A 24,854-nucleotide genomic window follows, 5' to 3' on the forward strand; every position below is an offset into this window, starting at 1 on the left:
GTCAGCCTGCTTGATAAACCCGATGATCTGCTCGGTGGTGAAACGACTCTTCTTCATATCCGTCCTCGTGATTGACGGACTTTACAGCTTCATGTGGTACGGCTCAGTGGGGGCAGGTCAGAATCGCGACAGCAATCCAGACCAAATCACCGCCATGTATGACGACATAGACTATTTCCGAGCCAGGTACACCGGGCATCTGAGCCAGGACAAGATCGCCGGAACAATGACATTCCCGGAATACGTATATGCGTGCCACTACAGAGGCCCGTACAAGCCTCAGAAATTTGATGGAGACCCTGAGGTCAAACAAGTAGTGAGTGACTTCCGAGACAAGTGGCTCGTTCTCTCGTTACATGTTCAATAGCTTCGAAACATGAGCCTACTTCAGCATTTGGGGTTCATTGCCTTTGCTACAGGCGCCGGCGGGGCGACTCTCAGCTGCCCCGTCGAAAAAGCCCACTACCGCTACACCGTTTCCAAGAGCAACGGAACCGCCGACTTCATCGCAGTCTCCCACCCCATGGAAGGAATGGGAGATAGGGTCGCGCTCCACATCCACTTTCCCAAGATCAACGGTTACAAAGCCCCCGATTTCCACGACTGGTTCCTGTTCAACCAAGGCAACGGGCCAACTATCGATCTCATCGAAAGCCCTCGTTCGGATGCCCCAGACTGGAGATCGTCGAAGGACCCTAACAAACCCGGAGTACTTAGCGACCTCGAGTACTTTGCGTGGAACGAAGACCACAAGGTCATCTACGAAGCGCCATCACCGGGAAGCAAGGCTCCGAAGTACATTTTTCTCCCGGGTCTGGCCACATCCCTACTCCAGGAGAAGCACATGTCGATCGGGTGGGGGATGTTCAAGCTAGACAAGTGCGACCCTTAAAGGGAGGCCTGCGTCGGTGGTCGGGATGTCCTGGTCCGCGACGAGTTCAGTCTCGACCGCCCGTGAGAGCATCCTACCAACCTAGATTGCTACGCGCTCGGGAAGTCCAAAAGGAATCGGGCAACTCCGTCGATCATGGCCTGAACGTCAGACGCATTGAATTGATCACGCTTACCGTGTGCCGCACAGTTGCCGACGCCCGACATAAAGGTCACATTCTTCTGGACGACAACCGAGTATGCCTGCGCCTTAACTAGCGCCGAGTTCATAAAATCGAGTTTGCCGGGCTGGACCCCGTGCTGATCACACAGACTTCTCAGGGCCGTCTCCAAAACCGTGCGGGCGATAATCGCAGCCGGTAAGTCATACCCCTGACTGAGCAGCTCCTTCGCTTGATCCAGCTCAGTGTCGAAGACTTCAGATCTGGCAAGTGCCCGGGCTGAAACGAGGTAACCACCGTCGTGATCCTCCCTGACAGCAGCCACGACAGCTCGCTGCCGTTCCGCGTGACTCTTGTTGGTCACGAAATTCGCTTTGCCAGCGTCCTTGAAGCTTGTCGCTTGAGGGGACTTAGCCCCAGCGGCCTTTTCAATTGCATTGGCAGCCTTCACCTGCCACCCCAAAAGTCGATGGGAGTCGACGTACTCCGAGGGCCGTCCGCCTAGCGGGTCGGCCTTCCACTGCGCGCCCTGCAGAATGTCGTCGATCTCTCGGAGCAACTCGTCGAAACGTTGGGTCAGGCGGTTCATCAGGCAACTCTCAATCGTCAGCAGGCAAGACTGTACAAGGACCCGCTTGTTGCGACGCCACGGGGCTCGTGACGAACTCCCGCCAACATCCGAGTGTAGAGGGCAACTTTGGCAGGCACTGGAGACACCAATAACTCGCTCTTGCACATTGATGGGACCGCTATCGGCATGGTCGGGAATGCACAGAGTCAAAACGCGAAGCTACGTACATCCTGCTGTGATCTGACTCACTCGAACAATAGGAAGATAAGTTACATCTTAGCCTTCGACTTTTCCTTGGCCGGGTTGGCCCGACTTGCACCATATAAGGCCAACAACTTCCTCGCGAGAGCGGCCGAAGTTTCATGCCGCAAGTTATGAGGTTCAAGAGGAATACTCTCAATCACTTGCACAGCCATTCCGACGGCATTGATACGTTCCAACACTGAAACAAACTCGGTCGATTGACGAAGAGTAGAACGATAGATCAGCAAAAATGAGCCTCCGAGGAAGCTAACGAGGACTCCAGATGCAGCCGAAACAACTGCAATCGGCAATCGATCCGGCTGAGCCATTGCGCGCATAAGACCAAATACGATCAAACAGAAACCAACAAGCATTACGAGAATAGTCAACCAGAAGATTGCTCGAACTTGGCTCAAATTCCTATCAAGATAGCTTTCCAGCCGCAGACGTCCGGCATCCCAAGCAAGTAGAGGTTTATCCGGATGCGCCTGGGTCTGTGCTTCTGCGCGCTCGAGCTCCTTAGCTCTCTCACTTAGTTCAGTGGCTCCTTCAAGAGCTGCGATCAGAGATATAACTAGAGCGGCGCCTGCCGCAGATGCAGCCGCGACATCCGAACGCTGCGAATCTTCATGAAAAAAGACAATCGTTCCTGCCACTAGAGCCCCGGTGGCGATGGAACAAAGCAACAACAAGCGCAACTTCGTTGATGCCTTCTTAAAATACCTAAAGAACAGCCACACGAAATTGTCGAGCATCCGCTGCCTCCCCTCCTGAGAACAAGTTGGTGCGAAAGAAGGGACTCGAACCCTTACGCCTTACGGCGCCAGAACCTAAATCTGGTGCGTCTACCAATTCCGCCACTCTCGCGCCCGGTCATTCTAGGGGGCCGGCGGTCGCCGGTCCACAAAAGGTAAAGCGCAAAGGCTTTCCCACCACGAGACCGCGCCGTCCGAAGCCAGCAGCCGTCCCCCTCGCCGCGATGTCTGGAGTCGAGGGCGTTCGGGCGGATAAGACCCGTAAGGGGGCCGGCCTGGATGGCCGGCCGTCTTCGTCGAGGCAGGATGCCGAGTCGAAGACTCCCGCCCGAACGCCCGGGTCCGCAGCGGCGTCAGCCATAAGACACCGAGCCGCGTAGCGGCTCCTCCTTTCGCAAGGAACGACGTAGGTCTTCGCGGCGAGGGGACGGCTACTGGCCGCTCCGTAGCGGCACCGGCGCCGCGTGCGAGGCCGACAGGCGAGCCCAACCTACGAAGCGAACAACGCAACACGAATGCGGCGGCGAAGCCGCTTAAGCCACGAACTCACGTCAGTGGGTTATCCGATCACGTAAGCGGCGCTATCGAGCACAGGCCAACCGAGGCGCTGGGCTCCTGCTTTCGCAGGAGCGACATGAGGGAGGCAGGGGCACTGAGGCTGTGGGTCCCGGCTTTCGCCGGGATGACGAGTCGAACTCAGGCTCGGCAGCCGGACAGCAGGTCGAGGGCTGGGTTGTAGACCGTCGTGCGAGTGCCGAAGAAGCCTAGCAGCGTGTGGAACAGGTTGTCCTGGCTGGCGGGCTGGGTGCGGCGCTTGTCCAGGCACGCCAGCTGCACACCGCTGTCGCGGACCCAGCCGGGCGAGAGCCACATCAGCATCGGGATGTGCTTCTGCTGGCTGGGTGCCGTGTCCCAATCCGCGCCGTGCAGGTAGATGTCCTTCTCGCCCAGCGACTCGCCGTGGTCGGAGAGGTACATCATCGCGCTGTCGGTTTCGGGAGCCGCTTTCAAGGCGTCCACGACCTTGCCGAGGATATGGTCGGTGTAGAGGATCGTGTTGTCGTAACTCGCGACGGTCTGCGCGTAGGTACACGTTTGCACCTCGGCCGTGTCGCAACCCGGCCCGAACACGGCGAACGCTTTCGGGTAGCGCTGGAAATACGCAGGACCATGGCTGCCCTTCAGATGCAGCACCAGCAACGCGGGTGAGCGCATGCGCGCGAGGCGTTCCGGAAGGTCGGTCAGCAGCACGTCGTCGAAGCAACCGTCGGCATCGCACAAGCCAGCCACTTTCGCGTCCGTGAGATCGTCGTTCGGGACGCGGAGGCAGACGCCCTTGCAACCTTCGTCATTGTCGCGCCAATACACGTCGACGCCGGCATGCTGAAGCACGTCGAGGGCGTTCCAATGGGTTTTTGCCACCGGCTTGTCGAACTTCTCGCGGGTCATGTTCGAGAACATGCAAGGCACCGACACCGTCGTGGCCGTGCCGCACGACCAGGCATCGCTGAAGTAGATCGCGCCGGCCCGTTTCATTTCCGGGTTGGTTTCACGCCGATAGCCCTGCAACGACTGGTTCTCCGCGCGCGCGGTCTCGCCCACCACAAGAACCACCACGCGTTTCCGACCGGAGGCGGCGGGGACCGGATCGAGCGTGGCGTCCATGCCGATGGGCGTCATCGTCGCCTTGGAGCGGAAGACCTCGCGTTGCAGGTAGTGGAAGGTACCGCTCAATGCCGCATACGGATTGAAGACGTCGTACATGCCGCGGTGGTTGCGTTCGAAGTAGACATAGCTGCGCCCGGCGACCATCGGCGGAAGAATCATCAGAGCCAGCGCCGCCAGCACGATGACCATGCGCCACCCCAGAAGCCGCCACTTCGGCAGGAAGCGCAGCGGTACCAGCAGCACAATCGACGCCGGCAGCACGCCGAACAGAAGGATCCAGCGCACGGCATCGCCGGTGATCATCGCTGCCGCCTCTGCGCGCTGCGTCTCGAAGATGCTCTGGACGATTTCTTCGTTCAGACGTACGCCGAAGGTCTGCGCGTAGTACGCACTCGCCGCGGATACGAGGATGAGCGCCGCCAGCAATGGCTTGCCCACGCGGGGCCACGTGACGAGCGCGAGGATGAGGACCAGGTTGCCGACCAACCGGCAACAGACGGTCACGCTGAGCGTCCAGAATCCTTCCATGTTCCGCGACGCGGACAGTGCCTCGTGCAGTTCGGACCAAAGACTGCGATTGAGCGCAGCAAGGATGTACACGGCGACGGCGGCGCCCAGCGCAAGCGCAGGCAGCGCGCGCTTGCCGTGGCCGTCGGCCGCGTGGTTTCGAATGATCATGTCGAGCCCTGATGGCCCGGCGAGATCGCGAGCACGTGAGAGAGCGGGAGGTTACAGAGGTAACATCTTCGTCACAATCGGCTTTCGTCCCGCTGTCGCCTGCGAAAAGCTCACGCAGCTTGTAGGAGCGCGCCCTACGGGGTGGGAACACGCGTGGCGTGCAAAAAGCAAAAAAAAGACCCGGATTTCTCCGGGTCTTTCGTATTGGTGGGCCGTGTAAGATTCGAACTTACGACCAATTGATTAAGAGTCAACTGCTCTACCAACTGAGCTAACGGCCCGTTTGAAACTTGCGTTGTAAGTGGGGTGGACGATGGGACTCGAACCCACGACATCCGGAATCACAATCCGGTACTCTAACCAGCTGAGCTACGCCCACCATAAAACTTCAATTGGCGCGCCCGACAGGAATCGAACCTGCAACCGTCGGCTTAGAAGGCCGATGCTCTATCCGATTGAGCTACAGGCGCAGGCACTGTACGTAGAACGCCAACTGGTCGGGGCAGAGGGATTCGAACCCCCGACATCCAGCTCCCAAAGCTGGCGCTCTACCAGACTGAGCTATACCCCGAAACTTCAAGCACCATCCCGATATACCGGGGTGAAGCCTTCAAATGTTACGGGTCAAAGCCAAGCCCGTCAATCCGTATGAACACACCACACTTTCAACTACCGCGACCACCGCGCGAACGCGAAGGTCTTGCTTAAAGATGGTGCGCCCGGAGAGATTCGAACTCCCGACCACCAAGTTCGTAGCCTGGTACTCTATCCAACTGAGCTACGGGCGCACACTTTAAACCGTTGACCCGATCACTTTCGCCGTGAGGCGTTAGCGCCGTGTCGAGAAGCGGAATTATTCAGATATCCGACGTGTGCGTCAACACTTTTTGCATCTTTTTTTTCGCAAATCGGTAACAGCGGTGCAAATCTTGCTGCAGGCCGAGGCGAAAGGTCGAACGCGCAGGCCTCGTCCATCGCAAGAAGGGCGGCTCGTGGCCGCCCTTCCCTCTTAAAGCTGCGTAGCCGGCTTACCGACCTTGTCGGGCGCCGAGCCCGCATCGCCTCTCGGCGGCGGCGGCGGCGTGGAGCCCGGCTTCTGCCAGTCGGCCGGCGGACCCGGCTCGCGACCGTTCATGATGTCGTCGATCTGGCGCGCGTCGATGGTTTCGTACTGCAACAGCGCCTCGGCCATCACGTGCAGCTTGTCGATGTTGGTGGTCAACAGCTCCTTGCTGCGCGCGTACGCGCGATCGAGGATGGTGCGCACCACTTCGTCGATCTTGCGCGCCGTCTCGTTGGACACGCTCTTGTGCTGCGTGACCGAGCGACCGATGAAGACCTCGTCTTCCTCTTCGCCATAGGTGACCGGGCCCAGTTCGTCGGACAGGCCCCACTTGGTGGCCATGTTGCGTGCCATCTTCGTCGCGCGCTCGATGTCGTTCGAGGCACCCGTGGTGACCTTGTCGTGACCGAAGATGAGTTCCTCCGCCACGCGACCGCCGTACAACGAGCACAGCTGCGATTCGATCGCCACCTTGTTCATGCTGTAGCGGTCGCCTTCGGGCAGGTACATCGTGACGCCCAGCGCCCGTCCGCGCGGAATGATGGTGACCTTGTAAACCGGGTCGTGCTCGGGCACGAGGCGGCCGATGATGGCGTGGCCCGCCTCGTGGTAGGCGGTGAGACGCTTCTCTTCGTCGTTCATCGCCATCGAGCGGCGCTCGGAACCCATGAGGATCTTGTCGCGGGCACGGTCGAGGTGACTCATCCGCACTTCGCGGGCGTTCTCGCGAGCGGCGAACAGAGCAGCCTCGTTCACCAGGTTGGCGAGGTCCGCACCCGAGAAACCGGGCGTGCCGCGCGCGATGGTCATCGCGTCCACGTCGGACGCGGTCGGCACCTTGCGCATGTGCACCTTGAGGATCTGCTCGCGACCCTTCACGTCCGGCAGGCCGACCACCACCTGGCGGTCGAAACGGCCGGGACGCAACAGCGCGGGGTCGAGCACGTCGGGGCGGTTGGTGGCCGCGATGACGATGATGCCCTCGGTGCCCTCGAAGCCATCCATTTCCACGAGCAGCTGGTTCAGCGTCTGCTCGCGCTCGTCGTGACCGCCACCCATGCCGGCGCCGCGATGGCGGCCGACGGCGTCGATCTCGTCGATGAAGATGATGCAGGGGGCGTGCTTCTTCGCCTGCTCGAACATGTCGCGCACGCGGCTGGCGCCGACGCCCACGAACATCTCGACGAAGTCGGAACCGGAGATGGAGAAGAACGGCACCTTGGCCTCGCCGGCGATGGCCTTGGCGAGCAGCGTCTTACCCGTACCGGGCGGGCCGACCATGAGCACGCCGCGGGGAATCTTGCCGCCCAGCTTCTGGAACTTGCCGGGGTCGCGGAGGAATTCGACGAGTTCGCCGACCTCTTCCTTGGCCTCGTCGCAGCCGGCCACGTCGTTGAAGTTGACCTTGACCTGGTCTTCGCCCTGCAGCTTGGCGCGCGAGCGGCCGAAGCTCATGGCGCCACGGCCACCCGAGCCCGCCTGCATCTGGCGCATGAACCAGATGAGCACGGCCACGAAGATGATGATGGGCAGCCAGTTGAACAGGAGGCCGATGAGCGAGAAGCCGTTGTCCGCGGGCTCCTGGCGAAGTTCGACGCCCTTGTCGCGCATCGTCTTCACGAGGTCGCTGGTGGAAAGGCCCACCACCGGCACCACGGTGCGATAGGACCCGCCGTCCTTCAGCTTGCCGGTGATGGTCGGCGGCGCGGTGGAGGTGATCGTGCCGCTGGCGACGTTGCCGTTGTCGACCTGCTGGGCGAAGGTCGTATAGGACATGTCCTGCGACGCGCCGCTGTGCGGGTTGAACGTCTGGAAGACGGTCAGCAGGACCACCGCGATGATCAGCCAGAGCAACAGGTTTTTTGCCATCTCGTTCATGCGCGGTTCTCGCCTGGTTGCCGGGACGCGGACTTGAGCCCGGTCGCCAGCGCATAGACTTCCCGCGAACGCGCGCGGGAAGCCTTCGGTTTACGCATCGTCACGCGACTGAAGTCCGCGCGCAAGTTCTTAAGGTATTCGTCGAACCCCGCCCCCTGAAACAGCTTCACGAGAAATGAACCACCGGGCTTCAGCCAGTCGAGGCTGAACTGGCGGGCCAGGTCGCAAAGGTCCATGGCGCGGATCTGGTCGGCGAGTGCCACACCCGACATATTGGGGGCCATGTCCGACAGGACAAGATCGACCTTCTTCCCTTCCAGCTTGCTTTCCAGCTCGCGCAGGACCGATTCCTCACGGAAATCGCCCTGCATGAAGTCCACGCCCGCCAGACCCACCATGGGCAGGATGTCGAGGGCAATGACCTTGCCGCTGTCGCCCAGCCGCTGCCGGGCCAATTGCGACCACCCGCCGGGGGCGGCGCCGAGATCGACCACGGTCATGCCCGGCTTGATCAGGCGGTCGCGGTCGATCAGTTCTTCGAGTTTGAATACGGCGCGCGAACGCAACCCTTCGGCCTGGGCGCGCTTTACGTAAACGTCGTCGAAATGCTCCCGAAGCCAGCGGGAACTGCTCTTGCTGCGTGACATCGGGGTGGACCCGCGGAAGAAGTGGGCAAGCCTTGCATGATACCCTTTGCCGCCTACCCGCCGCGAACCGAACCTGAACGCATGCTCTCCCCTACCCAGCGCCGCTACCTGCGCAGCCTCGCCCACGACCTCCGCCCCGTGATCCTCCTGGGCAACAAGGGGGCCACCGAGGCCGTCGCCAAGGAACTCGGCCAGGCCCTCGACATCCACGAGCTGGTGAAGGTGAAGCTCTCCGGGGGCGACAAGGACGAGCGCCAGGAACAGATCGCCTTCCTCACCGGCCAGACCGGTGCCGAAACCGTCCAGGAAATCGGCCACGTGGTCGTCCTGTTCCGTCGTAACGAGCAGGATCCGAAGCTCGCCCTGCCCCGGTAACCCCCATGGATCTGTCCTTCGAACATCCCGGCGACTACCTTTTCGTGCGCCGCGTGGGCGCCGGCACGGTTACCGTGGTCGATCGGGACTTCCACAAGAGCATCCTGCTCACCCCTCAGCAGGTGGTCGAGGACTGGGAAGCTACCGATGCCGCCCGCCTCACCCTGGCCGACGTCGAGAAGATTGCCGGTCTCCAGCCGGAACTCGTGCTCCTGGGCACCGGCGAGCGCCAGGTCTTCCCCCCGGCCGAGGTCATGGCCGGCTTCCTCCGCCGCGGCATCGGCATCGAGGCGATGACCAACGGTTCGGCGGCGCGTACCTATAGCCTCCTGGCCGGCGAGGGTCGCAAGGTCGTGGCGGCTTTCATCCTTCCCTGAAGGGAGCACACATGCGCATCCTCGTCCTGGGCGCCGGCGGCACCGGCGGATACTTCGGCGGGCGGCTCGCACAGGCCGGTCTGGACGTCACGTTCCTGGTTCGACCGGAACGCGCCCGCGTGCTGGATGCGAAGGGTCTGGTGATCGTCAGCCCCTTCGGCAACGCCACGGTGTGGGTGAAACACGTGCTGGCCGACACCGTGGCCAGCCAGGCGCCGTTCGATCTGGTGCTGCTGTCGAGCAAGGCCTACGACCTGCATTCGGCCATCGAGGCCATCGACCCCGCCGTGGGCGAACAATCGACGGTGCTGCCGATCCTCAACGGCCTGGCCCATTACCCCGTGCTCGACAATCGCTTCGGTCCCGACCGGGTGCTGGGCGGCTTGTGCGTGATCAGCGCAGCGAAGGGGCCCGATGGCGAGATCATCCATTTCGGGAACGGCGCCTCGATTACCTTCGGCGAACGCGACGGCCAGGAACACGCCGGACGCTGCGCCGCGATCGCCAACGCCTTCGCCGCCGCGAAGGTCGACCATACGCACTCCAGCGACATCCTTCGCGACCTCTGGGCGAAGTTCGCTTTCCTCGCCACGCTGGCGGGCAGCACCTGCCTCTTCCGTGCCAGCGTGGGCGATATCGTCGCCACGAACGACGGACGCCACCTCGTCGAGCGCATGTACGAGGAATGCCTGGCCGTTGCGCGCGCGTCCGGCCATGCTGTGCCCGACAACGCGCGCTCCTTTGCCTGGAAGACGCTGACCCAGGAAGGCTCGCCGCTCACGGCATCGATGCTGCGCGACCTGGAATCGGGGCAGCGTATCGAAGCCGATCACATCGTGGGCGACATGCTGCGTCGTGCGCGCGACGCGGGCGTGGCGGCACCGTTGCTCGAGGTGGCTTATGCGCATCTGCAGGCGTACGAAATTCGCCAGAAACGTGAAGGCTGATGGTGGAAGCCGGCTCTGCCGGCGTGTGGGAGCCGGCTCTGCCGGCGATCCCGCGGCAGCGGGCCAGTTGGCCGCGAGCACCCATCGCCGCTGAAGCGGCTCCCACAAGAAGCCACTTTCGCTCTCGCGCCTGGAACCCTACCTCGGCGGCAGGTACTGCAGCGGGTCGACCGGATTACCGTCGCGGCGGATCTGGAACTGGAGTTCGTCCCTGGCGGCGCCGGTGGAACCCATTTCGGCCACGACCTGTCCCGCCTTCACCTTCTCGCCTTCCTTCACCAGGCGCTTGCGATTGTGGCCGTAAGCCGAGAGGAAACTGTCGCTGTGCTTGATGATCACGAGCTCGCCATAGCCCACCAGGCCATTGCCGCTGTAGACGACCACGCCGTCGGCGGCCGCGCGCACCGGATCGCCGGCCTTGCCGGCCACTTCGATACCGGGGATCGCGTCCCCGGATGAGAACTTCTTGAGGAGGGCGCCGTCGGCGGGCCAGCGCCAGACGATGCCGCCGACACTGCGCGTGGCGCCCTTGGCCACGATGGGTGTGGACGCCGGCGGATTCTCCACTGGCGCCGGGGTCTGGCCGACGGAGGAAGCGGGCGCCGGTGGCGGCACGACCGATTCGGCCGGCTTGCCCGCGACGACCACGGGGGTATTCGTGGTGGTTGCCGGCGCGGGCACGGCCGACGCAGCGGCCGCCCCCTCTGTGACGGGCGCAAAGCCCGGCTGGGTCGCGGGTGCGGGCTGGGCCGGACGCGCGGGCGACGGAGCGGGTACTGGCACGGCGGCAACGGCAGGGGCAGTGTGCGTCACCGAGGCCGGGGATTTCGCTGCCTCGCGGCCCGGCGGCGAGAGCCGAAGATCCTGGCCGGGCCAGATCGTGTATGGCGACCCGATACCGTTCCAGGCCGCAAGGTCGCGGAAATCCACCTTGTTCCGGAAAGCGATGCTGTAAAGCGTGTCGCCCTTCACCACCCGATAGCTGCCACCCGGCGGCGGCGTCGGCGCGGAGGGCCGCGCGGTCGTGTAGCTGCCGGAACTGCGCGTGACCACCACCGAGCTGCGTGGCGCGAGATCGCAGCCGGCGAGCAGGAGACTTGCCGCCAGCATGGCCAGCAAGGCAGGCGGACGGGTCACGAGCATCGCGGATCTCCCTTCACGGTCACTCATCGCAACAGGAACCACCAGGCAGCCAACAGGATGAGGGCTACGATAACAGCCCAACCTATCCACTCGATGTGTTTGCGCAGCATCTGCTCGGCACGTTCGCCGAAGATGCGGACGAGAAGGGCCAGCAGCCACACGCGCTTGCCGCGCCCGACGAGCATGCAGACGAGGAACGGCAGGACCGGCACCCCCACGATGCCCGAGGCCCAGGTGACGAACTTCATGGGCACCACGGGCTGCAGCGCTGCCATGGCAAGCACGATGTACAGACCCAGCGAGTGCGCCTGCATGTCCCGTTGCAGGTTTTCCACGCCCTTCTGTATCGGTGCCAGCAGATGCATCGATTCCAGCAGCGGCTTGAGTGCCTCGTACGCGAAATGGCCGAGGCTATATCCAACGAGCGAACCGAGCAGCGAGAACAGCAGGCTCCAGTTCGCGAAGCGGAAGGCCTTGCGCGGCTGCGCCAGCATCATCGGTGCCAGCATGACCTCGGGCATCACCGGGAAGATGAATGCCTCGACGAAGGAGAGTCCCGCAAGATAGCGGACCGCATGGCGATGGCGTGCCCAGACGATGGCGCGCTCGTACAGCGAAGCGAACATCCGCATTCAGCGGGATTCCTTTTGGTGGATGAGTATCACCCGATGCCGCCAAGCAACGGGACGAAGCTCACGGCGCCGAGGTCTTCGCGATGGATGGTTCCGTCGTCGTCCTTGCGCATGCGCACGAGCACCTGCTGGCTGGGGCTGCCCACCGGAGCGACGAGCACACCGCCCGGCTTCAGCTGGTCGAACAAGGGCGCGGGCACGCGGTCGCCGGCGGCGGTAAGGATAATGGCGTCGAACGGTGCCTCCGAAGGCCAACCGAGCTTGCCGTCGTCGTGTCGCGACCGCAGGTTGTCGAGGCCGAGTTGCCGGAAGCGACGCCGCGCCTGGCGCAGGAGTTCCTCGATCCGCTCGACGGTGTAGACGGTCGGCACGATGCCGGACAGAACCGCCGCCTGGTAACCCGAGCCCGTGCCGATCTCGAGGACACGCTCCGGAACGCCGTGCTCGATCAGGGCTTCCGTCATCCGGGCCACGATCCACGGCTGGGAGATGGTCTGGCCATGTCCGATGGGCAGCGCGTTGTTTTCGTAAGCGCGCGAGTGCAGCGCCTGATCGATGAAATGGTGGCGGGGCAACTGGCGGATCACCTCAAGCACCCGCTCGTCGCGAATGCCTTCTTCCGCGAGCTTGGCCACCAGGCGGTCGCGCGCGCGTTGCGAGGTCATGCCTTCGCCGCGGAGCGCGGACGGCGGGAGCGCGTGCATGTTCACCATGTCAGGCCGCCTCCTCGTCGCCCATGGCGGACGAAAGCGGCAGCATCCAGCTGCTGACCTTTTCCAGGGCCTGGAAGCGCGTGAGGTCGGTATGGATGGGCGTGACGGAAACGTAGCCGCGGCGAACGGCGTCGAAATCGGTGCCAGGGCCATCGTCGTCGATCTCGCCGGGCGGCCCGATCCACCACATGGTGCGGCCGCGCGGGTCGGCGCTGCGGATGGCCGGCGCCGAGCGATGGCGCTTGCCCAGACGCGTGACCTCGAAGCCACGCACCTGCTCCCAGGGCAGGTCCGGCACGTTCACATTGAGGATGGTGTCGGCCGGCAGCGGATCGACGATGAGCCGCCGCATCAGCATCAGCACCGCGCTGGCTGCCGTGTCGAAATGGCGGCCGGAACCCTCGCGCGTGACCAGCGACACGGCGATGGCGGGAAGACCGAGGAAGCGCCCTTCCATCGCGGCGGACACGGTGCCCGAATAGATGACGTCGTCGCCGAGGTTGGCCACATTGTTGATGCCCGACACGACGATATCCGTTTCGTGATCGAGCAACCCGGAGAGCGCGAGGTGCACGCAATCGGTGGGCGTGCCGGCAACGCGGTATGCGCCGCTCTCGAGGCGCTGCACGCGGATGGGCGAATCGAGGGTGAGCGAATTGCTCGCGCCGGAGCGGTCGCGATCGGGAGCCACGACCGTCACCGTGCCGAACTCGGCCAGACGCTCGGCCAGCACCTGGATGCCAGGGGCCTCCACGCCGTCGTCGTTGCTAACCAGAACTTGCATGCTGATCCAGATCGAAAAACAGGCGGGGCGGCCCCATCTCGGAGAGGCCGCCCGACCGTCCAAGTCTACCGGAGCGGGCAGCCGGATTCACGGAACGGGCACGGAAGCCGATGCGACCGCCGTCACGGCGCCGTCGCGACTTCCCACGATGCTTCGCTTAGGATGGAGGCATGACGCGACGCCCGCCCAAGGTGCACGACGACGATAGCCGCCTCTTCCGCGAGGCCATCGGCGACGTTCGGCTCATGCGCCCGGCGGACATCCTGCCCGCGAAGCCCAGGCCCGCGCCGCATCCCCACATGCGCGACGCCGACGAAGCCGCGGTTCCCGCCGACTCGCTGCTGTTCGACTACGATCCGGCCGATCTCGAGGTGGGCGAGGAGCTGTCCTACCTGCGCGACGGCTACCCGCCCAGACTCCTGAAGCAGCTCAAGCGTGGACAGTTCAGCATCCAGGCCGACGTGGACCTGCACCAGATGAACGCGGCGGCGGCGCAATTGACCATCTCCGAATTCCTTGCCGAATGCCGCCACGACGGCATCCGCTGCGTGCGGATCATTCACGGCAAGGGCCTGCGTTCGAAGGCCGGCGGCCCGGTCCTGAAGGGGTTGACCGATCGCCTGCTGCGCCGTCGCGACGACGTGGTTGCGTTCGCTTCGGCGCGGCCGATGCAAGGCGGTACCGGGGCGGTGGTGGTGCTGCTGAAAGGTCCGTAGGAGCGCGCCCTGCGCGCGACATGTTTTGGGGCCGTGACCCCGAGCTGGCGCGCGAGCTTGGGAACTGGCCCGAAAGCTGTCGCGCGCAGGGCGCGCTCCTACAGCAGGTGTCGCCGGTTCATCAGGTGAGGGCCAGTTCGCGGATCACCGTCGTGGCATACGCGCCCGCCGGAAGGCCGAACGACACTTCCAGCGCGCCATCGTCCAACCAGCGCCATGCGAGATCGCGCGGCTGCAGGCGCAACGCGCGGCGCTCCTGATCCATGCGCGCACCGGCAAGGCCGGCGGCCAGGTCCTCGTCGCGCGCGGCCACCGCGCGTTCCAGTTCGGCGACGGCACCGGCGGCCGGCGTGTCGCCGCGCCCCCACAGTGGCCCCGAGGGATGGATGTCGAAACGCGCGAGCCGCTCCGCGAGCGTGTCGTTGAATGCTTCCGGACCGAACCACGAGCGCGAGCCTTCCAGCGCCCAGATCTCGCCGTCCATCGGCGCGTCCCATGTGCCGCCCGCGACCCGCTCCGCGAGCACGCCATTGAAGATGTGCGAGCGCGCCGCCGAGAGCAGGAGCGAGCGCTTGTCGCGATCGACCCGTCGCCCGCCGAACATCGCCCGCGCCTGCGCGACGTTACCGCCTCCCAGGCCGAAACGCTGTTCGCCGAAATAATTGGGCACGCCGCGGGCCGCGATGGCGGCAAGCCGCGCTTCCGCACCGGCGCGGTCGCCTTCGATCTCGCGCAGCACCAGCAGGAAGCGGTTGCCCCGCAGCGCGCCGCGCTTCAACTTGCGCGAATGCCTGCCCAGCGAACGGATCGATACCTCGGCATGCGGAAACGCCGACCAGTCCGGATCCGCCTTCCCGGGCAGTTGCACGGTGAACGCCTGCCGCGTCACCGCATGGCGGTCTTTCAGGCCCGCATAACCGACGTTCATCGGCGAAGTGCCCGCGAACCTCGCCAGCTCGCGCGCCACCCAATCGGTATTCGCGCCGCGTTTCTCCACCACGAGGAAGGCATGCTCGCCGGCGCCGTCGGGCTCGTAGCCGAGGATTTCCTCCACCACGAAGTCTTCGGGTGCGGTGCGCAGGCGCGCACGCAGCGGAGGTGCGCCGAAGGCGAAAGGAAGCTCTGTGTCGTTCATGGAACTCCGAATAGTCCTTTTACCTGTGGGAGCCGCTTCAGCGGCGAAGGGTGGTCGCGACACGCTTGCCCGTTGCCGCGGGATCGCCGGCCTGGCCGGCTCCCACAACGCGTTCCTACAACAGGAACAACGTGGCGAGCCCGAGGAAGATGAAGAATCCTCCGCTGTCGGTCATCGCCGTGATAAGCACGCTGGAACCGAGGGCCGGGTCTCGACCGAGCTTGGTCATCAGCATGGGAATGCCCACGCCCATGAAGGCCGCGAGAAGAAGGTTCAGCGTCATCGCGGCCGTCATCACCGCGCCCAGCGACACGCTGCCGTAGAGCGCCCATGCCACCAGACCGATGGCGCCGCCCCATACGATGCCGTTCACGAGCGCGACGGCCAGTTCCTTCCGCCACAGGCGTCGCGCCTGCGATACGCCGATCTGCTCGAGCGCCATGGCCCGTACGATCATGGTGATGGTCTGGTTGCCCGAATTGCCGCCGATGCCGGCCACGATCGGCATGAGCGTCGCCAGGGCCACGAGCTTCTCGATGGAGTGCTCGAACAGACCGATGACGCGGGAGGCGATGAACGCCGTGACCAGGTTGATCGCCAGCCAGGCCCAGCGATTGCGCACCGACTTCCAGACGGAAGCGAAGATGTCCTCTTCCTCGCGCAGGCCGCCGCGCGACAACGCTTCCGTCTCGCTTTCCTCGCGAATGAAGTCGAGCATGGCGTCGACCGCGATACGACCGATGAGCCGCTGCTGGTTGTCGATCACGGGAGCGGTCACGAGGTCGTAGCGCTCGAAGGCCTGGGCCACGTCGTACGCGTCGTCTTCCGGACGGAAGGTGTTGACGTCCGGCGCCATGATCTCGTGGACCATCTTTTCCGGCGGGTTCACAAGCAACCAATGCAGCGGCAGCACGCCAGTGAGCACATTGTCCGCGTTGACGACGAACAGCTTGTCGGTCTGCGCAGGCAGTTCGTCGAACCGGCGCAGGTACCGCAGCACCACCTCGAGGCTGATGTCCTCGCGGATGGTGACCATGTCGAAGTCCATCAGCGCGCCGACCTGATCGTCCTCGTAGGACATGGCGGCCTGCACGCGCTCGCGTTCCTGCGCGTCGAGGCTGGCCATCAGTTCGGGCAGAACCTCGGTGGGCAGGTCGTCGACCAGGTCGGCCAGCTCGTCGGCGTCCAGCGGTTCGACGGCGGCGAGGATCTCCCGGTCGTCCATGTCCGCGATCAGCGATTCGCGGACGGAGTCGGAAACCTCGAGCAGGATGTCGCCGTCCCGGTCAGAGCGTACGCGCTGCCAGACCGCCAGGCGGTCTTCCAGCGGCAACGATTCGAGGACGTCGGCAAGATCGGCCGGATGGAGTTCGTCGAGGCGGGCCTGCAGCTCCGCGTCGGTCGCTTCAAGGGCGGCTTCGTCACCGTCCGGTGCGGCACCCGCGAACGCGAGCAGGTCCTCCCGCCTGCGCAGAAGGGCCGTGATCGCCTCCAGCCTGTCGTGCAGGCGAGGCGTGGATGCGCGCGGCTCGACCTCGCTCATGTGTGCAGCACCAGAACCGTGGCGAGCGCCGCGATGCCTTCCCGCCGCCCCGTGAAGCCGAGGGTTTCCGTGGTGGTGGCCTTGATGCTGATGCGGTCGATGTCCACGCCGAGATCCTCCGCGATGGTCTCGCGCATGGCCTGCGCATGCGGGCCAACCTTCGGTGCCTCACAGACCACTGTGATGTCGGCGTTGCCGAGTTCGTAGCCGCGCTCGGCGAGCATGGCGGCCACCGCACGCAGGAAGCGGCGGCTGTCCGCTCCGCGCCACGCAGGGTCGGATGGCGGAAAGTGTTTTCCGATGTCACCCAGCGCGAGCGCGCCGAGCATCGCATCGCAAAGCGCGTGCAGCACCACGTCGCCATCGGAGTGCGCGAGCACGCCCTGCGAATGCGGCACGCGCACGCCACCCAGCATCACGTGGTCGCCTTCGCCGAACGCGTGGACGTCGAATCCCTGGCCGATGCGCATTACCCGATTCTCCCTAGAAGGAACTCCGCCAGCGCGAAGTCGGCCGGCGTGGTCACCTTGATGTTGTCTTCCGATCCTTCCACCAGCAGTGGCGCCACGCCGAACCTTTCCATCGCCATGGCTTCGTCACTCACCACGATACCGTCTTCACCGGCAAGGCGGAGTGCACGAACCAGCGCCCCGCGGCGGAACATCTGCGGCGTGAACGCCCGCCAGCGACCCTCGCGCGGTTCGGTGTCGATGCTGTGACAGCCGGTGTCCGCGCGCTTGAGGGTGTCGCGCAATGGCGCCCCCAGGAGACCGCCCTCCCCCCGTCCGGCCAATTCGACCAGACGGGCGATGTCGGCCGCACGCACGCAGGGCCGGGCCGCGTCGTGCACCAGCACGAAATCACGCTCGCCCACGGAAGCCGGCAACGCCAGCAGCCCCGCCAGGACGGAATCGCTGCGCTCGCCGCCGCCCACCGTCACACGCAGCGGCTTGCCGCCGATCGTGTCCCTCGCCTCGAAATGCCGGTCGTCGGCCGCGATCGCCACCACGAGGCCGGCGATCAGCGGATGGGCCGCGAGACGTTCGAGCGTGTGCTCGATCATCGGCCGTCCAGCGATGGGCTGGTATTGCTTCGGCCGGTCGCCACCTGCGCGGACGCCTTTTCCGGCGGCCGGCAGGACACACCATAGCGCGTCCATCACTGGCCGCCGGGGGCGACGGGCGGGGGTGGCGGGGGCGCACTGCTGGTCGCGCCCGGTTCGACCACCTGGTAGAAGGTTTCGCCCGGCTTGATCAGGCCCAGTTCCTGCCGCGCACGCGCCTCGGTGGCCTGCTCGCCGTGCTTCAGGTCTTCCACGTCCGCCGCCAGGGCCTGGTTACGCTTCTGCAGCCCAGCGTTTTCCTCGGTCTGTTTCCTGACCGATTCGCGCAGGGAATCGACCTCGGCCATGCCCCCACCGCCGACCCACAGTTTCAGCTGCAGCGCGATGAGGACAATGACGAGGATCAGGCCGACCCAGCGCAGGATGGCGGCGTTGCTCAAGGCAGGACTCAGCCAGGGAGCTTCGACAGGTTCGGGAACGCCTGGCGACCGGCATACTTCGCCTTCGAACCCAGGGCTTCCTCGATGCGCAGGAGCTGGTTGTACTTGGCCACGCGATCGGTGCGGCAGAGCGAACCGGTCTTGATCTGCGTTGCCGTGGTGGCCACGGCGATGTCGGAGATCGTGGTGTCTTCGGTCTCGCCCGAGCGATGCGACACGATGGCCGCGTACTTCGCGCGATCGGCCATGGCGATGGCTTCCAGCGTTTCGGTCAGGGTGCCGATCTGGTTCACCTTGATCAGGATGGCGTTCGCGATCTTCTTGTCGATACCTTCCTGGAAGATCTTCGGGTTGGTGACGAAGAGATCGTCGCCCACGAGCTGGATGCCTTCGCCGATGGCTTTCGTGAGGTGGGCCCAGCCGGCCCAGTCGCCCTCGGCCATGCCGTCCTCGATCGTGACGATCGGGTACTGCTTCGCCCAGGACGCCAGCGTGTCCACCCACTGTTCCGGGGTGAAGACCTTGCCCTCGCCCTCGAGGTCGTACTTGCCGTCCTTGAAGAACTCGGAGCTGGCCACGTCGAGGCCCAGCAGGATGTCGCTGCCCACCTTGTAACCGGCCTTGTTCACGGCTTCCAGGATGGTGTCGAGCGCCTCGACGTTGGACTTCAGGTTCGGGGCGAAGCCGCCCTCGTCGCCCACGGCCGTGTTGAGGCCGCGGCCCTTCAGCACGGACTTCAGGGCGTGGAAGATCTCGGCACCGTAACGCAGCGCTTCGGCGAAATTTGGCGCGCCGACCGGCAGCACCATGAATTCCTGCACGTCGACATTGTTGTCGGCATGCGCGCCGCCGTTGATGATGTTCATCATCGGCACGGGCAGCGAGCCGCCGCCGTCCACCATGAGGTACTGCCACAGCGCCTGCTTGCGCGACGCGGCCACGGCGTGCGCGGCGGCCATGGACACGCCGAGCAACGCGTTCGCGCCCAGCTTGCCCTTGTTGTCGGTACCGTCGAGCGCGATGAGCTTCGCGTCGAGGCCCTTCTGGTCGGCCGCATCGAAGCCGCAGAGCGCCTTCGCGATCGTGGTGTTCACGTTCGCCACCGCGTTCTTCACGCCCTTGCCGCCGTAGCGGCTCTTGTCGCCGTCGCGCAGTTCCACGGCCTCGCGCGTACCGGTGGACGCGCCGCTCGGTACCGCCGCGCGTCCGAACGAACCGTCGGCGAGGGTGACTTCGGCCTCGAGGGTCGGATTGCCGCGGGAGTCGAGGATTTCGCGGGCGTGGATGGTGCTGATGGAGGTGGTCATGCGCTTCCCGTTACGAGTTGGAATGACTGAAGAAGGTGCCGACGAGCACGAGGCCCGTGGTACCGACGAGGATGAGTGCGTTGAGGCCCAGGCCGATCGCACCGAACGTGCGGCGTCGGTCCTGGCGGCGCAGGGCCATGAAACCGAGCACGAGCCCCACCAGCGAGAGCGCCAGGAAGGCGCACATGACGATGCCGACGAGGCCGAAGACCGGCATGTGCTGCTCGGCATTGCCGGACGCGACGAGCAGCGCGGAAAACGTGATGGAAGCCAGGACGACGAGGCCGGACACAAGGGCGATGACGAAGGAAGCGATGCCGTGACCCGATTGCGGCATGCGGGCCGCGCGCTGGCGAGGTGTGCCGGCGTCGTGGGTCGCGTTGTCGTCAGTCATCGAAGCCAGTCTCCCCGGGGCCATGCCGGCCCCCTGTCGGCGTACCGGCGCGAAAGCGCCGGATCCCGTCAATCATACCGTCCCGGGAGACGGCTCAGGCGTGTTTCGCAAAACCTCTGCGCTTCACCGCCTGGTCGAGTTCCATCAGGGTCTCGAGCAGTTCTTCCATCTGGTCGAGCGGCCATGCGTTGGGGCCGTCGCTCAAGGCCTTGGCGGGATCGGGATGCGTCTCGGCGAAGAGGCCCGCCACGCCAACGGCCACCGCCGCGCGCGCCAGCACGGGCACGAACTCGCGCTGACCGCCGGAACTGGTGCCCTGGCCGCCCGGCAGCTGCACCGAATGCGTGGCGTCGAACACCACGGGGCAACCGGTTTCGCGCATCACCGCCAGCGAACGCATGTCGGACACGAGGTTGTTGTAGCCGAAGCTCGCGCCGCGCTCGCAGACCATGATGTCGTGGTTGCCCACGTCGAACGCCTTCTGCACCACGTTCTTCATGTCCCACGGCGCCAGGAACTGGCCCTTCTTGATGTTCACCGGCTTGCCGGCGCGGGCCACGTTCTGGATGAAGTCGGTCTGCCGGGCCAGGAAGGCCGGCGTCTGCAGGACGTCGACCACCGCGGCCACCTCGTTCATCGGGGTGTATTCGTGCACGTCGGTGAGGACGGGCACGCCGATCTGCTTCTTCACTGCGTCCAGCACCTTCAGGCCTTCTTCCAGGCCAGGGCCGCGGAAGCTGGAACCGGAGGAACGGTTGGCCTTGTCGAAGCTGGACTTGAAGATGAAGTTGATGCCCAGGCGGCCGGTGATTTCCTTGAGCTTGCCGGCGACGTCGAGCTGCAACTGCATGGACTCGATGACGCACGGGCCGGCGATCACGAACAGGGGCTGGTCGAGACCGGCTTCGAAACCACAGAGCTTCATGCGGCGGACTCCTCGGAGCGGACGGCCAGGCGCTCGCCTTCGCGAACGGCCTTGTACTCGCGCGCGGCGCGCACGAAGCCGATGAACAACGGATGGCCTTCGCGGGGCGTGGAGGTGAATTCCGGATGCGCCTGGCAACCCAGGAACCACGGGTGCACCTGCCGCGGCAGTTCGACGATTTCCACAAGCAGGTCGTCCATCGACTTGCCCGAGATGACGAGTCCGAGATCTTCGAACGACTGACGGTAGCGGTTGTTGAATTCGTAGCGGTGGCGATGGCGCTCGCGAACGACGTCTTCGCCATAGAGTTCGCGAGCCAGGGTACCGGCCTTCAGGCGGCACTCCTGCGCGCCCAGGCGCATCGTGCCGCCGAGGTCGGAACGCTCGCTGCGCACTTCGGTCTCGCCCGTGGCCGTGGTCCATTCGGTGATGAGGGCAATGACCGGATCCGGCGTATTGCGGTCGTTCTCGCTGGAGTCGGCCTGCGGCAGGCCGGCGATGTTCCGCGCGAACTCCACCACCGCGGCGTGCATGCCATAGCAGATGCCGAAGTACGGCACGCCGGTTTCGCGCGCGAACTGGGCGGCGAGGATCTTGCCCTCGAAGCCACGCTTGCCGAAGCCGCCCGGCACCAGGATGGCATCCGCGTCGCCCAGCACCGCACGCGGACCGCGGGCTTCGACGTCTTCGGAATCCACCCAGCGCAGGTTCACGCGCGTGGACTGCTTGATGCCGCCGTGGCGCAGCGCCTCGCCCAGGGACTTGTAGGCGTCCTTGTGCTCCACGTATTTGCCGACGATGGCCACGGTGATTTCGTCACGCGGATGTTCCACGGCTTCGACCGTGCGCACCCAGCTGGAGAGATCGGCCGGACCCGCATCGAGACCGAGGCGGCGGATGACCAGATCGTCCAGACCCTGCTCATGCAACCACATGGGCAGCTTGTAGATGACGTCGACGTCGATCGTGCTGATGACGGCGTTCTTCGGAACGTTCGTGAACAGGGCGATCTTGTGGCGCTCGCCGTCCGGCAGGGGTTCTTCGCAGCGGCACAGCAGCACGTCGGGCTGGATACCGATGGAGCGCAGTTCCTTCACCGAGTGCTGGGTGGGCTTGGTCTTGATCTCGCCCGCGGCCTTGATGAACGGCACGAGGGTGAGGTGCACGAACATGCACTTCTCCGGGCCGTGCTCGATGCGCAGCTGACGGATGGCCTCGAGGAAGGGCAGCGACTCGATGTCGCCGACGGTGCCGCCGATTTCCACCAGCGCCACGTCGAAACCGCGGGTGGCCTCGTGGATGGAGTGCTTGATCTCGTCGGTGATGTGCGGAATCACCTGCACCGTGGCGCCGAGGTAGTCGCCACGGCGCTCCTTGCGGATCACGGATTCGTAAATCTTGCCGGCGGTGATCGAATTCTTGCCGGTGAGGCGCGTGCGCACGAAGCGCTCGTAGTGGCCCAGGTCCAGGTCGGTCTCGGCGCCGTCGTCGGTGACGTACACCTCGCCGTGCTGGAAGGGGCTCATGGTGCCCGGATCCACATTGATGTACGGATCGAGCTTCATCATGGTCACGGACAGACCACGCGCCTCGAGGATGGAGGCAAGCGACGCCGCTGCGATGCCTTTCCCAAGGGAAGACACCACACCGCCGGTGACGAAAATCAGGGGAGTCATGCGAGCAGCCAGTGCTGGAAATTTGTATTTTACCCGAGTGCGTGGCCGCTCGCGAGAGGCAGGGACCGACAGACTTCGGCCGCCTGTGGGCGCCGGCTATGCCGGCGATCCCGCGGCAGCGGGCAAGCTTGCCGCGAGCACTCATCGCCGCTGAAGCGGCCCCCACATAAGTCTTGGGAGACAAGTACCATCGGCGGAATGAACGCCAACCCTTTCCCCACCCGCCTCCAGACCCTCCGTGCCGCCATGGCCCGGGAGGGCATCGCCGCCGTGATCGTGCCCTCGGCCGACCCACACCTTTCCGAGTACCTCCCCGCGCGCTGGCAAGCCCGGGAATGGTTCTCCGGGTTCACCGGCTCGGCCGGAACGCTCGTGGTCACGGCCAAGGGGGGCGGCCTGTGGACCGACTCTCGCTATTTCGCCCAGGCGGAGAGCGAACTGACCGGTAGCGGCCTGCCCCTGATGAAACTGAACGTGGCACACACTCCCGAGCACGTCGCCTGGCTGGCCGGGCAACTGGGGGAAGGCGACGTGGTCGCCGTCGCGGCGGACAGCATCGCGGTGGCGGCGGCGGAAAACCTCGCCCGGCGGCTGCAAGAGGCAGGCGCCACGCTGCGCACCGACCTCGACCTGCCCGGCGCCGCGTGGAACGATCGCCCTGCCCGTCCCGCCAACCCTGTCTTCGCCCATGCGACACCCTTCGCGACCGTTCCACGCGCCGACAAGCTGCGCCATGTCCGCACTGCCATGCGCAAGGCCGGCGCCACCCATCACCTGGTGTCGAGCCTCGACGACATCGCCTGGTTGACGAACCTGCGTGGGGCAGACGTCGAGTACAACCCGGTGTTCCTGGCCCACCTGCTTGTCGGCGAAGCCACCGCCACGCTTTTCGTCGACGCCGCCAAGGTGCCGGGCGAGGTGAAGGCGGCGCTGGCCGCCGACGGCATCGCGCTTGCCGACTATGCCACCGCCGGGTCGGCCATCGCCGCCCTGCCCGACGACGCCGTGCTGATGTACGACGCCGGCCGCGTGGTCGTGGCCCTGCTCGAAGGCCTGCCGGCCACGGTGAAGCAGGTGCGCGCGCCGAATCCATCCACCGGGCAGAAGGCCCGCAAGACACCGGAGGAACTGGATCACATCCGCGACGTGATGCGCCGCGACGGTGCGGCGCTCGCGCGCGCCTTCCGGCGCATCGAGACCGGCCTGGCCGCTGGCGAACCGCTCACCGAGCTGGACGTGGACACCATCGTCCGCGAGGCCCGGGCGCTCCAGGCCGGTTTCGTCGGCGAGAGCTTTTCCACCATCGCCGGCTACGAGGCCAACGGCGCCCTGCCGCATTACCGGGCCACCGAATCGGGCTTCAGCCCGCTTGCCGCGAAGGGGCTGCTGCTGGTCGATTCCGGGGGGCAATACCTCGGCGGCACGACGGACATCACGCGGATGCTCGCGCTCGGGCCGGTCACGGACGAGCAGCGTCGCGACTCCACGCTGGTGCTCAAGGGGATGATCGCCCTGTCGCGCGCCCGCTTCTCCAAGGGGGCGAGCGGCCCGCAACTGGACGCCCTGGCGCGCGCGCCGCTCTGGGCGGCCGGCATGGATTTCGGCCATGGCACCGGCCACGGCGTCGGATACTTCCTCAACGTACACGAAGGTCCGCACGGCATTCGACCGCCGGTGGCCGGCGGCGCCCTGGTGCCGCTCGAAACCGGCATGATCACCTCGATCGAGCCGGGCCTCTACAAGCCGGGCCGCTACGGTATCCGTCACGAGAACCTGGCCGTGGTCACCCAGGCGGACAGCACCGAATTCGGCGAATTCTTCGCGTTCGAGACGCTGACGCTGTGCCCCTTCGACCGGCGCGGCCTGGAACCGCGGCTCCTGGAACCGTCCGAGCGGGCCTGGCTGGACGACTACCACGCGCACGTGCGCGCGGCACTGTCTCCGCTGCTGGAGGGCGCGGACCGCGAATGGCTCGAATGGCACTGCGCGCCACTTTGATCGGCGCTTGTGTGGGAGCAACTGTCTTTTTCAGTGGATTGCTCACACGGCCGCAGATCGCCATCCAACCTGATCTCGGACCATGGCATTGATGGCCGTGATCAGGCTTCTCATGCAGGCAACGATAGCGA

At 65.1% G+C, this 24,854-nt stretch carries 25 protein-coding genes and 6 tRNA genes; 7 read left to right on the forward strand and 24 right to left on the reverse strand.

What is annotated here, in order from left to right:
* The coding region (locus tag HBF26_RS19435) for a hypothetical protein (protein ID WP_205287674.1) at positions 1–367 on the forward strand (367 nt) is incomplete at its 5' end.
* 9 nt (positions 368–376) lie between these two features.
* A complete protein-coding gene (locus HBF26_RS19050; RefSeq protein WP_167129764.1) occupies positions 377–892 on the forward strand; it encodes a hypothetical protein in 516 nt (171 codons plus the stop codon).
* A gap of 89 nt (positions 893–981) precedes the next feature.
* On the opposite strand, the gene HBF26_RS19055 is transcribed toward HBF26_RS19050, so the two are convergent.
* From HBF26_RS19055 to rlmE, 11 genes are all read right to left on the reverse strand, one after another.
* The gene (locus tag HBF26_RS19055; protein WP_167129766.1) at positions 982–1,641 is read right to left on the reverse strand and encodes a DUF4145 domain-containing protein; all 660 of its coding nucleotides are present in this window, start codon (positions 1,639–1,641) and stop codon (positions 982–984) included.
* 251 nt (positions 1,642–1,892) lie between these two features.
* Positions 1,893–2,621 (reverse strand): TRADD-N-associated membrane domain-containing protein, encoded by a 729-nt coding sequence (locus HBF26_RS19060; RefSeq protein ID WP_167129767.1) that lies wholly within the window; start codon positions 2,619–2,621, stop codon positions 1,893–1,895.
* A 27-nt stretch (positions 2,622–2,648) separates the two neighbouring features.
* Positions 2,649–2,733 (reverse strand) — tRNA-Leu (locus tag HBF26_RS19065).
* A 584-nt stretch (positions 2,734–3,317) separates the two neighbouring features.
* Positions 3,318–4,967 carry a phosphoethanolamine transferase gene (locus HBF26_RS19070; RefSeq protein ID WP_167129769.1) on the reverse strand — a complete coding sequence of 550 codons (1,650 nt, stop codon included), beginning with the start codon at positions 4,965–4,967 and terminating at the stop codon, positions 3,318–3,320.
* A gap of 205 nt (positions 4,968–5,172) precedes the next feature.
* A tRNA-Lys gene (locus tag HBF26_RS19075) sits at positions 5,173–5,248 on the reverse strand.
* A gap of 21 nt (positions 5,249–5,269) precedes the next feature.
* Positions 5,270–5,346: transfer RNA gene (locus tag HBF26_RS19080), tRNA-His, on the reverse strand.
* Positions 5,347–5,360: 14 nt separating this feature from the next.
* Positions 5,361–5,437: transfer RNA gene (locus HBF26_RS19085), tRNA-Arg, on the reverse strand.
* 24 nt (positions 5,438–5,461) lie between these two features.
* Positions 5,462–5,538, reverse strand: a tRNA-Pro gene (locus HBF26_RS19090).
* Positions 5,539–5,678: 140 nt separating this feature from the next.
* Positions 5,679–5,755, reverse strand: a tRNA-Arg gene (locus tag HBF26_RS19095).
* Positions 5,756–5,976: 221 nt separating this feature from the next.
* The gene (gene ftsH / locus HBF26_RS19100) at positions 5,977–7,908 is read right to left on the reverse strand and encodes an ATP-dependent zinc metalloprotease FtsH (protein ID WP_193569986.1); all 1,932 of its coding nucleotides are present in this window, start codon (positions 7,906–7,908) and stop codon (positions 5,977–5,979) included.
* Complete coding sequence (gene rlmE / locus HBF26_RS19105; protein ID WP_167129771.1) at positions 7,905–8,555, reverse strand: 23S rRNA (uridine(2552)-2'-O)-methyltransferase RlmE; 651 nt, start codon at positions 8,553–8,555, stop codon at positions 7,905–7,907. The genes ftsH and rlmE overlap by 4 nt, the downstream gene beginning before the upstream one ends.
* Before the next feature lie 81 nt (positions 8,556–8,636).
* Here rlmE and HBF26_RS19110 point away from each other — a divergent pair, with 81 nt between their 5' ends.
* Genes HBF26_RS19110 through panE form a run of 3 tightly spaced genes read left to right on the forward strand, consistent with a single transcriptional unit; the run spans position 8,637 to position 10,254 of the window.
* Complete coding sequence (locus HBF26_RS19110; protein ID WP_167023259.1) at positions 8,637–8,930, forward strand: YhbY family RNA-binding protein; 294 nt, start codon at positions 8,637–8,639, stop codon at positions 8,928–8,930.
* A 5-nt stretch (positions 8,931–8,935) separates the two neighbouring features.
* Positions 8,936–9,307 carry an Mth938-like domain-containing protein gene (locus HBF26_RS19115; protein ID WP_167129773.1) on the forward strand — a complete coding sequence of 124 codons (372 nt, stop codon included), beginning with the start codon at positions 8,936–8,938 and terminating at the stop codon, positions 9,305–9,307.
* Positions 9,308–9,318: 11 nt separating this feature from the next.
* Positions 9,319–10,254, forward strand: a complete 936-nt coding sequence (panE, locus tag HBF26_RS19120) for a 2-dehydropantoate 2-reductase (RefSeq protein ID WP_167129775.1) — start codon at positions 9,319–9,321, stop codon at positions 10,252–10,254.
* A 138-nt stretch (positions 10,255–10,392) separates the two neighbouring features.
* Here the strand turns inward: panE and HBF26_RS19125 are convergent, their stop codons facing one another.
* Genes HBF26_RS19125 through surE form a run of 4 tightly spaced genes read right to left on the reverse strand, consistent with a single transcriptional unit; the run spans position 10,393 to position 13,526 of the window.
* Positions 10,393–11,397: a peptidoglycan DD-metalloendopeptidase family protein gene (locus tag HBF26_RS19125; protein WP_167129777.1), complete on the reverse strand. Its 1,005-nt coding sequence runs from the start codon at positions 11,395–11,397 to the stop codon at positions 10,393–10,395.
* Positions 11,398–11,420: 23 nt separating this feature from the next.
* Complete coding sequence (locus HBF26_RS19130; protein WP_167129779.1) at positions 11,421–12,029, reverse strand: YqaA family protein; 609 nt, start codon at positions 12,027–12,029, stop codon at positions 11,421–11,423.
* Positions 12,030–12,058: 29 nt separating this feature from the next.
* A complete protein-coding gene (locus HBF26_RS19135; protein WP_193569987.1) occupies positions 12,059–12,742 on the reverse strand; it encodes a protein-L-isoaspartate(D-aspartate) O-methyltransferase in 684 nt (227 codons plus the stop codon).
* Position 12,743: 1 nt separating this feature from the next.
* The gene (gene surE / locus HBF26_RS19140) at positions 12,744–13,526 is read right to left on the reverse strand and encodes a 5'/3'-nucleotidase SurE (protein WP_167129781.1); all 783 of its coding nucleotides are present in this window, start codon (positions 13,524–13,526) and stop codon (positions 12,744–12,746) included.
* Between the two features lie 170 nt (positions 13,527–13,696).
* Between surE and HBF26_RS19145 the strand changes: the two genes are divergently transcribed.
* Positions 13,697–14,242 (forward strand): Smr/MutS family protein, encoded by a 546-nt coding sequence (locus HBF26_RS19145; RefSeq protein WP_167129783.1) that lies wholly within the window; start codon positions 13,697–13,699, stop codon positions 14,240–14,242.
* A 121-nt stretch (positions 14,243–14,363) separates the two neighbouring features.
* On the opposite strand, the gene truD is transcribed toward HBF26_RS19145, so the two are convergent.
* From truD to pyrG, 9 genes are all read right to left on the reverse strand, one after another.
* Positions 14,364–15,377 carry a tRNA pseudouridine(13) synthase TruD gene (gene truD / locus HBF26_RS19150; protein ID WP_167129785.1) on the reverse strand — a complete coding sequence of 338 codons (1,014 nt, stop codon included), beginning with the start codon at positions 15,375–15,377 and terminating at the stop codon, positions 14,364–14,366.
* Positions 15,378–15,492: 115 nt separating this feature from the next.
* Entirely contained in the window at positions 15,493–16,920 is a 1,428-nt protein-coding gene (gene mgtE / locus HBF26_RS19155; RefSeq protein ID WP_167129786.1) for a magnesium transporter, read from the reverse strand.
* Positions 16,917–17,390, reverse strand: coding sequence for a 2-C-methyl-D-erythritol 2,4-cyclodiphosphate synthase (gene ispF / locus HBF26_RS19160; RefSeq protein WP_167129788.1), 474 nt, complete (start codon positions 17,388–17,390; stop codon positions 16,917–16,919). Before ispF ends, mgtE begins: the two co-directional genes overlap by 4 nt.
* Positions 17,390–18,079, reverse strand: coding sequence for a 2-C-methyl-D-erythritol 4-phosphate cytidylyltransferase (gene ispD / locus HBF26_RS19165; protein ID WP_167129790.1), 690 nt, complete (start codon positions 18,077–18,079; stop codon positions 17,390–17,392). The genes ispF and ispD overlap by 1 nt, the downstream gene beginning before the upstream one ends.
* Positions 18,079–18,408 carry a cell division protein FtsB gene (ftsB, locus tag HBF26_RS19170; RefSeq protein WP_167129800.1) on the reverse strand — a complete coding sequence of 110 codons (330 nt, stop codon included), beginning with the start codon at positions 18,406–18,408 and terminating at the stop codon, positions 18,079–18,081. Before ftsB ends, ispD begins: the two co-directional genes overlap by 1 nt.
* A 23-nt stretch (positions 18,409–18,431) precedes the next feature.
* Positions 18,432–19,730 (reverse strand): phosphopyruvate hydratase, encoded by a 1,299-nt coding sequence (gene eno, locus HBF26_RS19175; protein WP_167129792.1) that lies wholly within the window; start codon positions 19,728–19,730, stop codon positions 18,432–18,434.
* Positions 19,731–19,740: 10 nt separating this feature from the next.
* Positions 19,741–20,124 carry a hypothetical protein gene (locus tag HBF26_RS19180; RefSeq protein ID WP_167129794.1) on the reverse strand — a complete coding sequence of 128 codons (384 nt, stop codon included), beginning with the start codon at positions 20,122–20,124 and terminating at the stop codon, positions 19,741–19,743.
* Between the two features lie 94 nt (positions 20,125–20,218).
* Positions 20,219–21,049: a 3-deoxy-8-phosphooctulonate synthase gene (kdsA, locus tag HBF26_RS19185; RefSeq protein WP_167023223.1), complete on the reverse strand. Its 831-nt coding sequence runs from the start codon at positions 21,047–21,049 to the stop codon at positions 20,219–20,221.
* Complete coding sequence (gene pyrG / locus HBF26_RS19190; RefSeq protein WP_167023220.1) at positions 21,046–22,725, reverse strand: CTP synthase; 1,680 nt, start codon at positions 22,723–22,725, stop codon at positions 21,046–21,048. The genes kdsA and pyrG overlap by 4 nt, the downstream gene beginning before the upstream one ends.
* A 198-nt stretch (positions 22,726–22,923) precedes the next feature.
* Between pyrG and HBF26_RS19195 the strand changes: the two genes are divergently transcribed.
* Positions 22,924–24,723 (forward strand): aminopeptidase P family protein, encoded by a 1,800-nt coding sequence (locus HBF26_RS19195; protein WP_167129796.1) that lies wholly within the window; start codon positions 22,924–22,926, stop codon positions 24,721–24,723.
* The last annotated feature ends 131 nt before the right edge of the window (positions 24,724–24,854 follow it).

The organism is Luteibacter jiangsuensis (genome assembly GCF_011742555.1).
Taxonomy (GTDB): domain Bacteria; phylum Pseudomonadota; class Gammaproteobacteria; order Xanthomonadales; family Rhodanobacteraceae; genus Luteibacter; species Luteibacter jiangsuensis.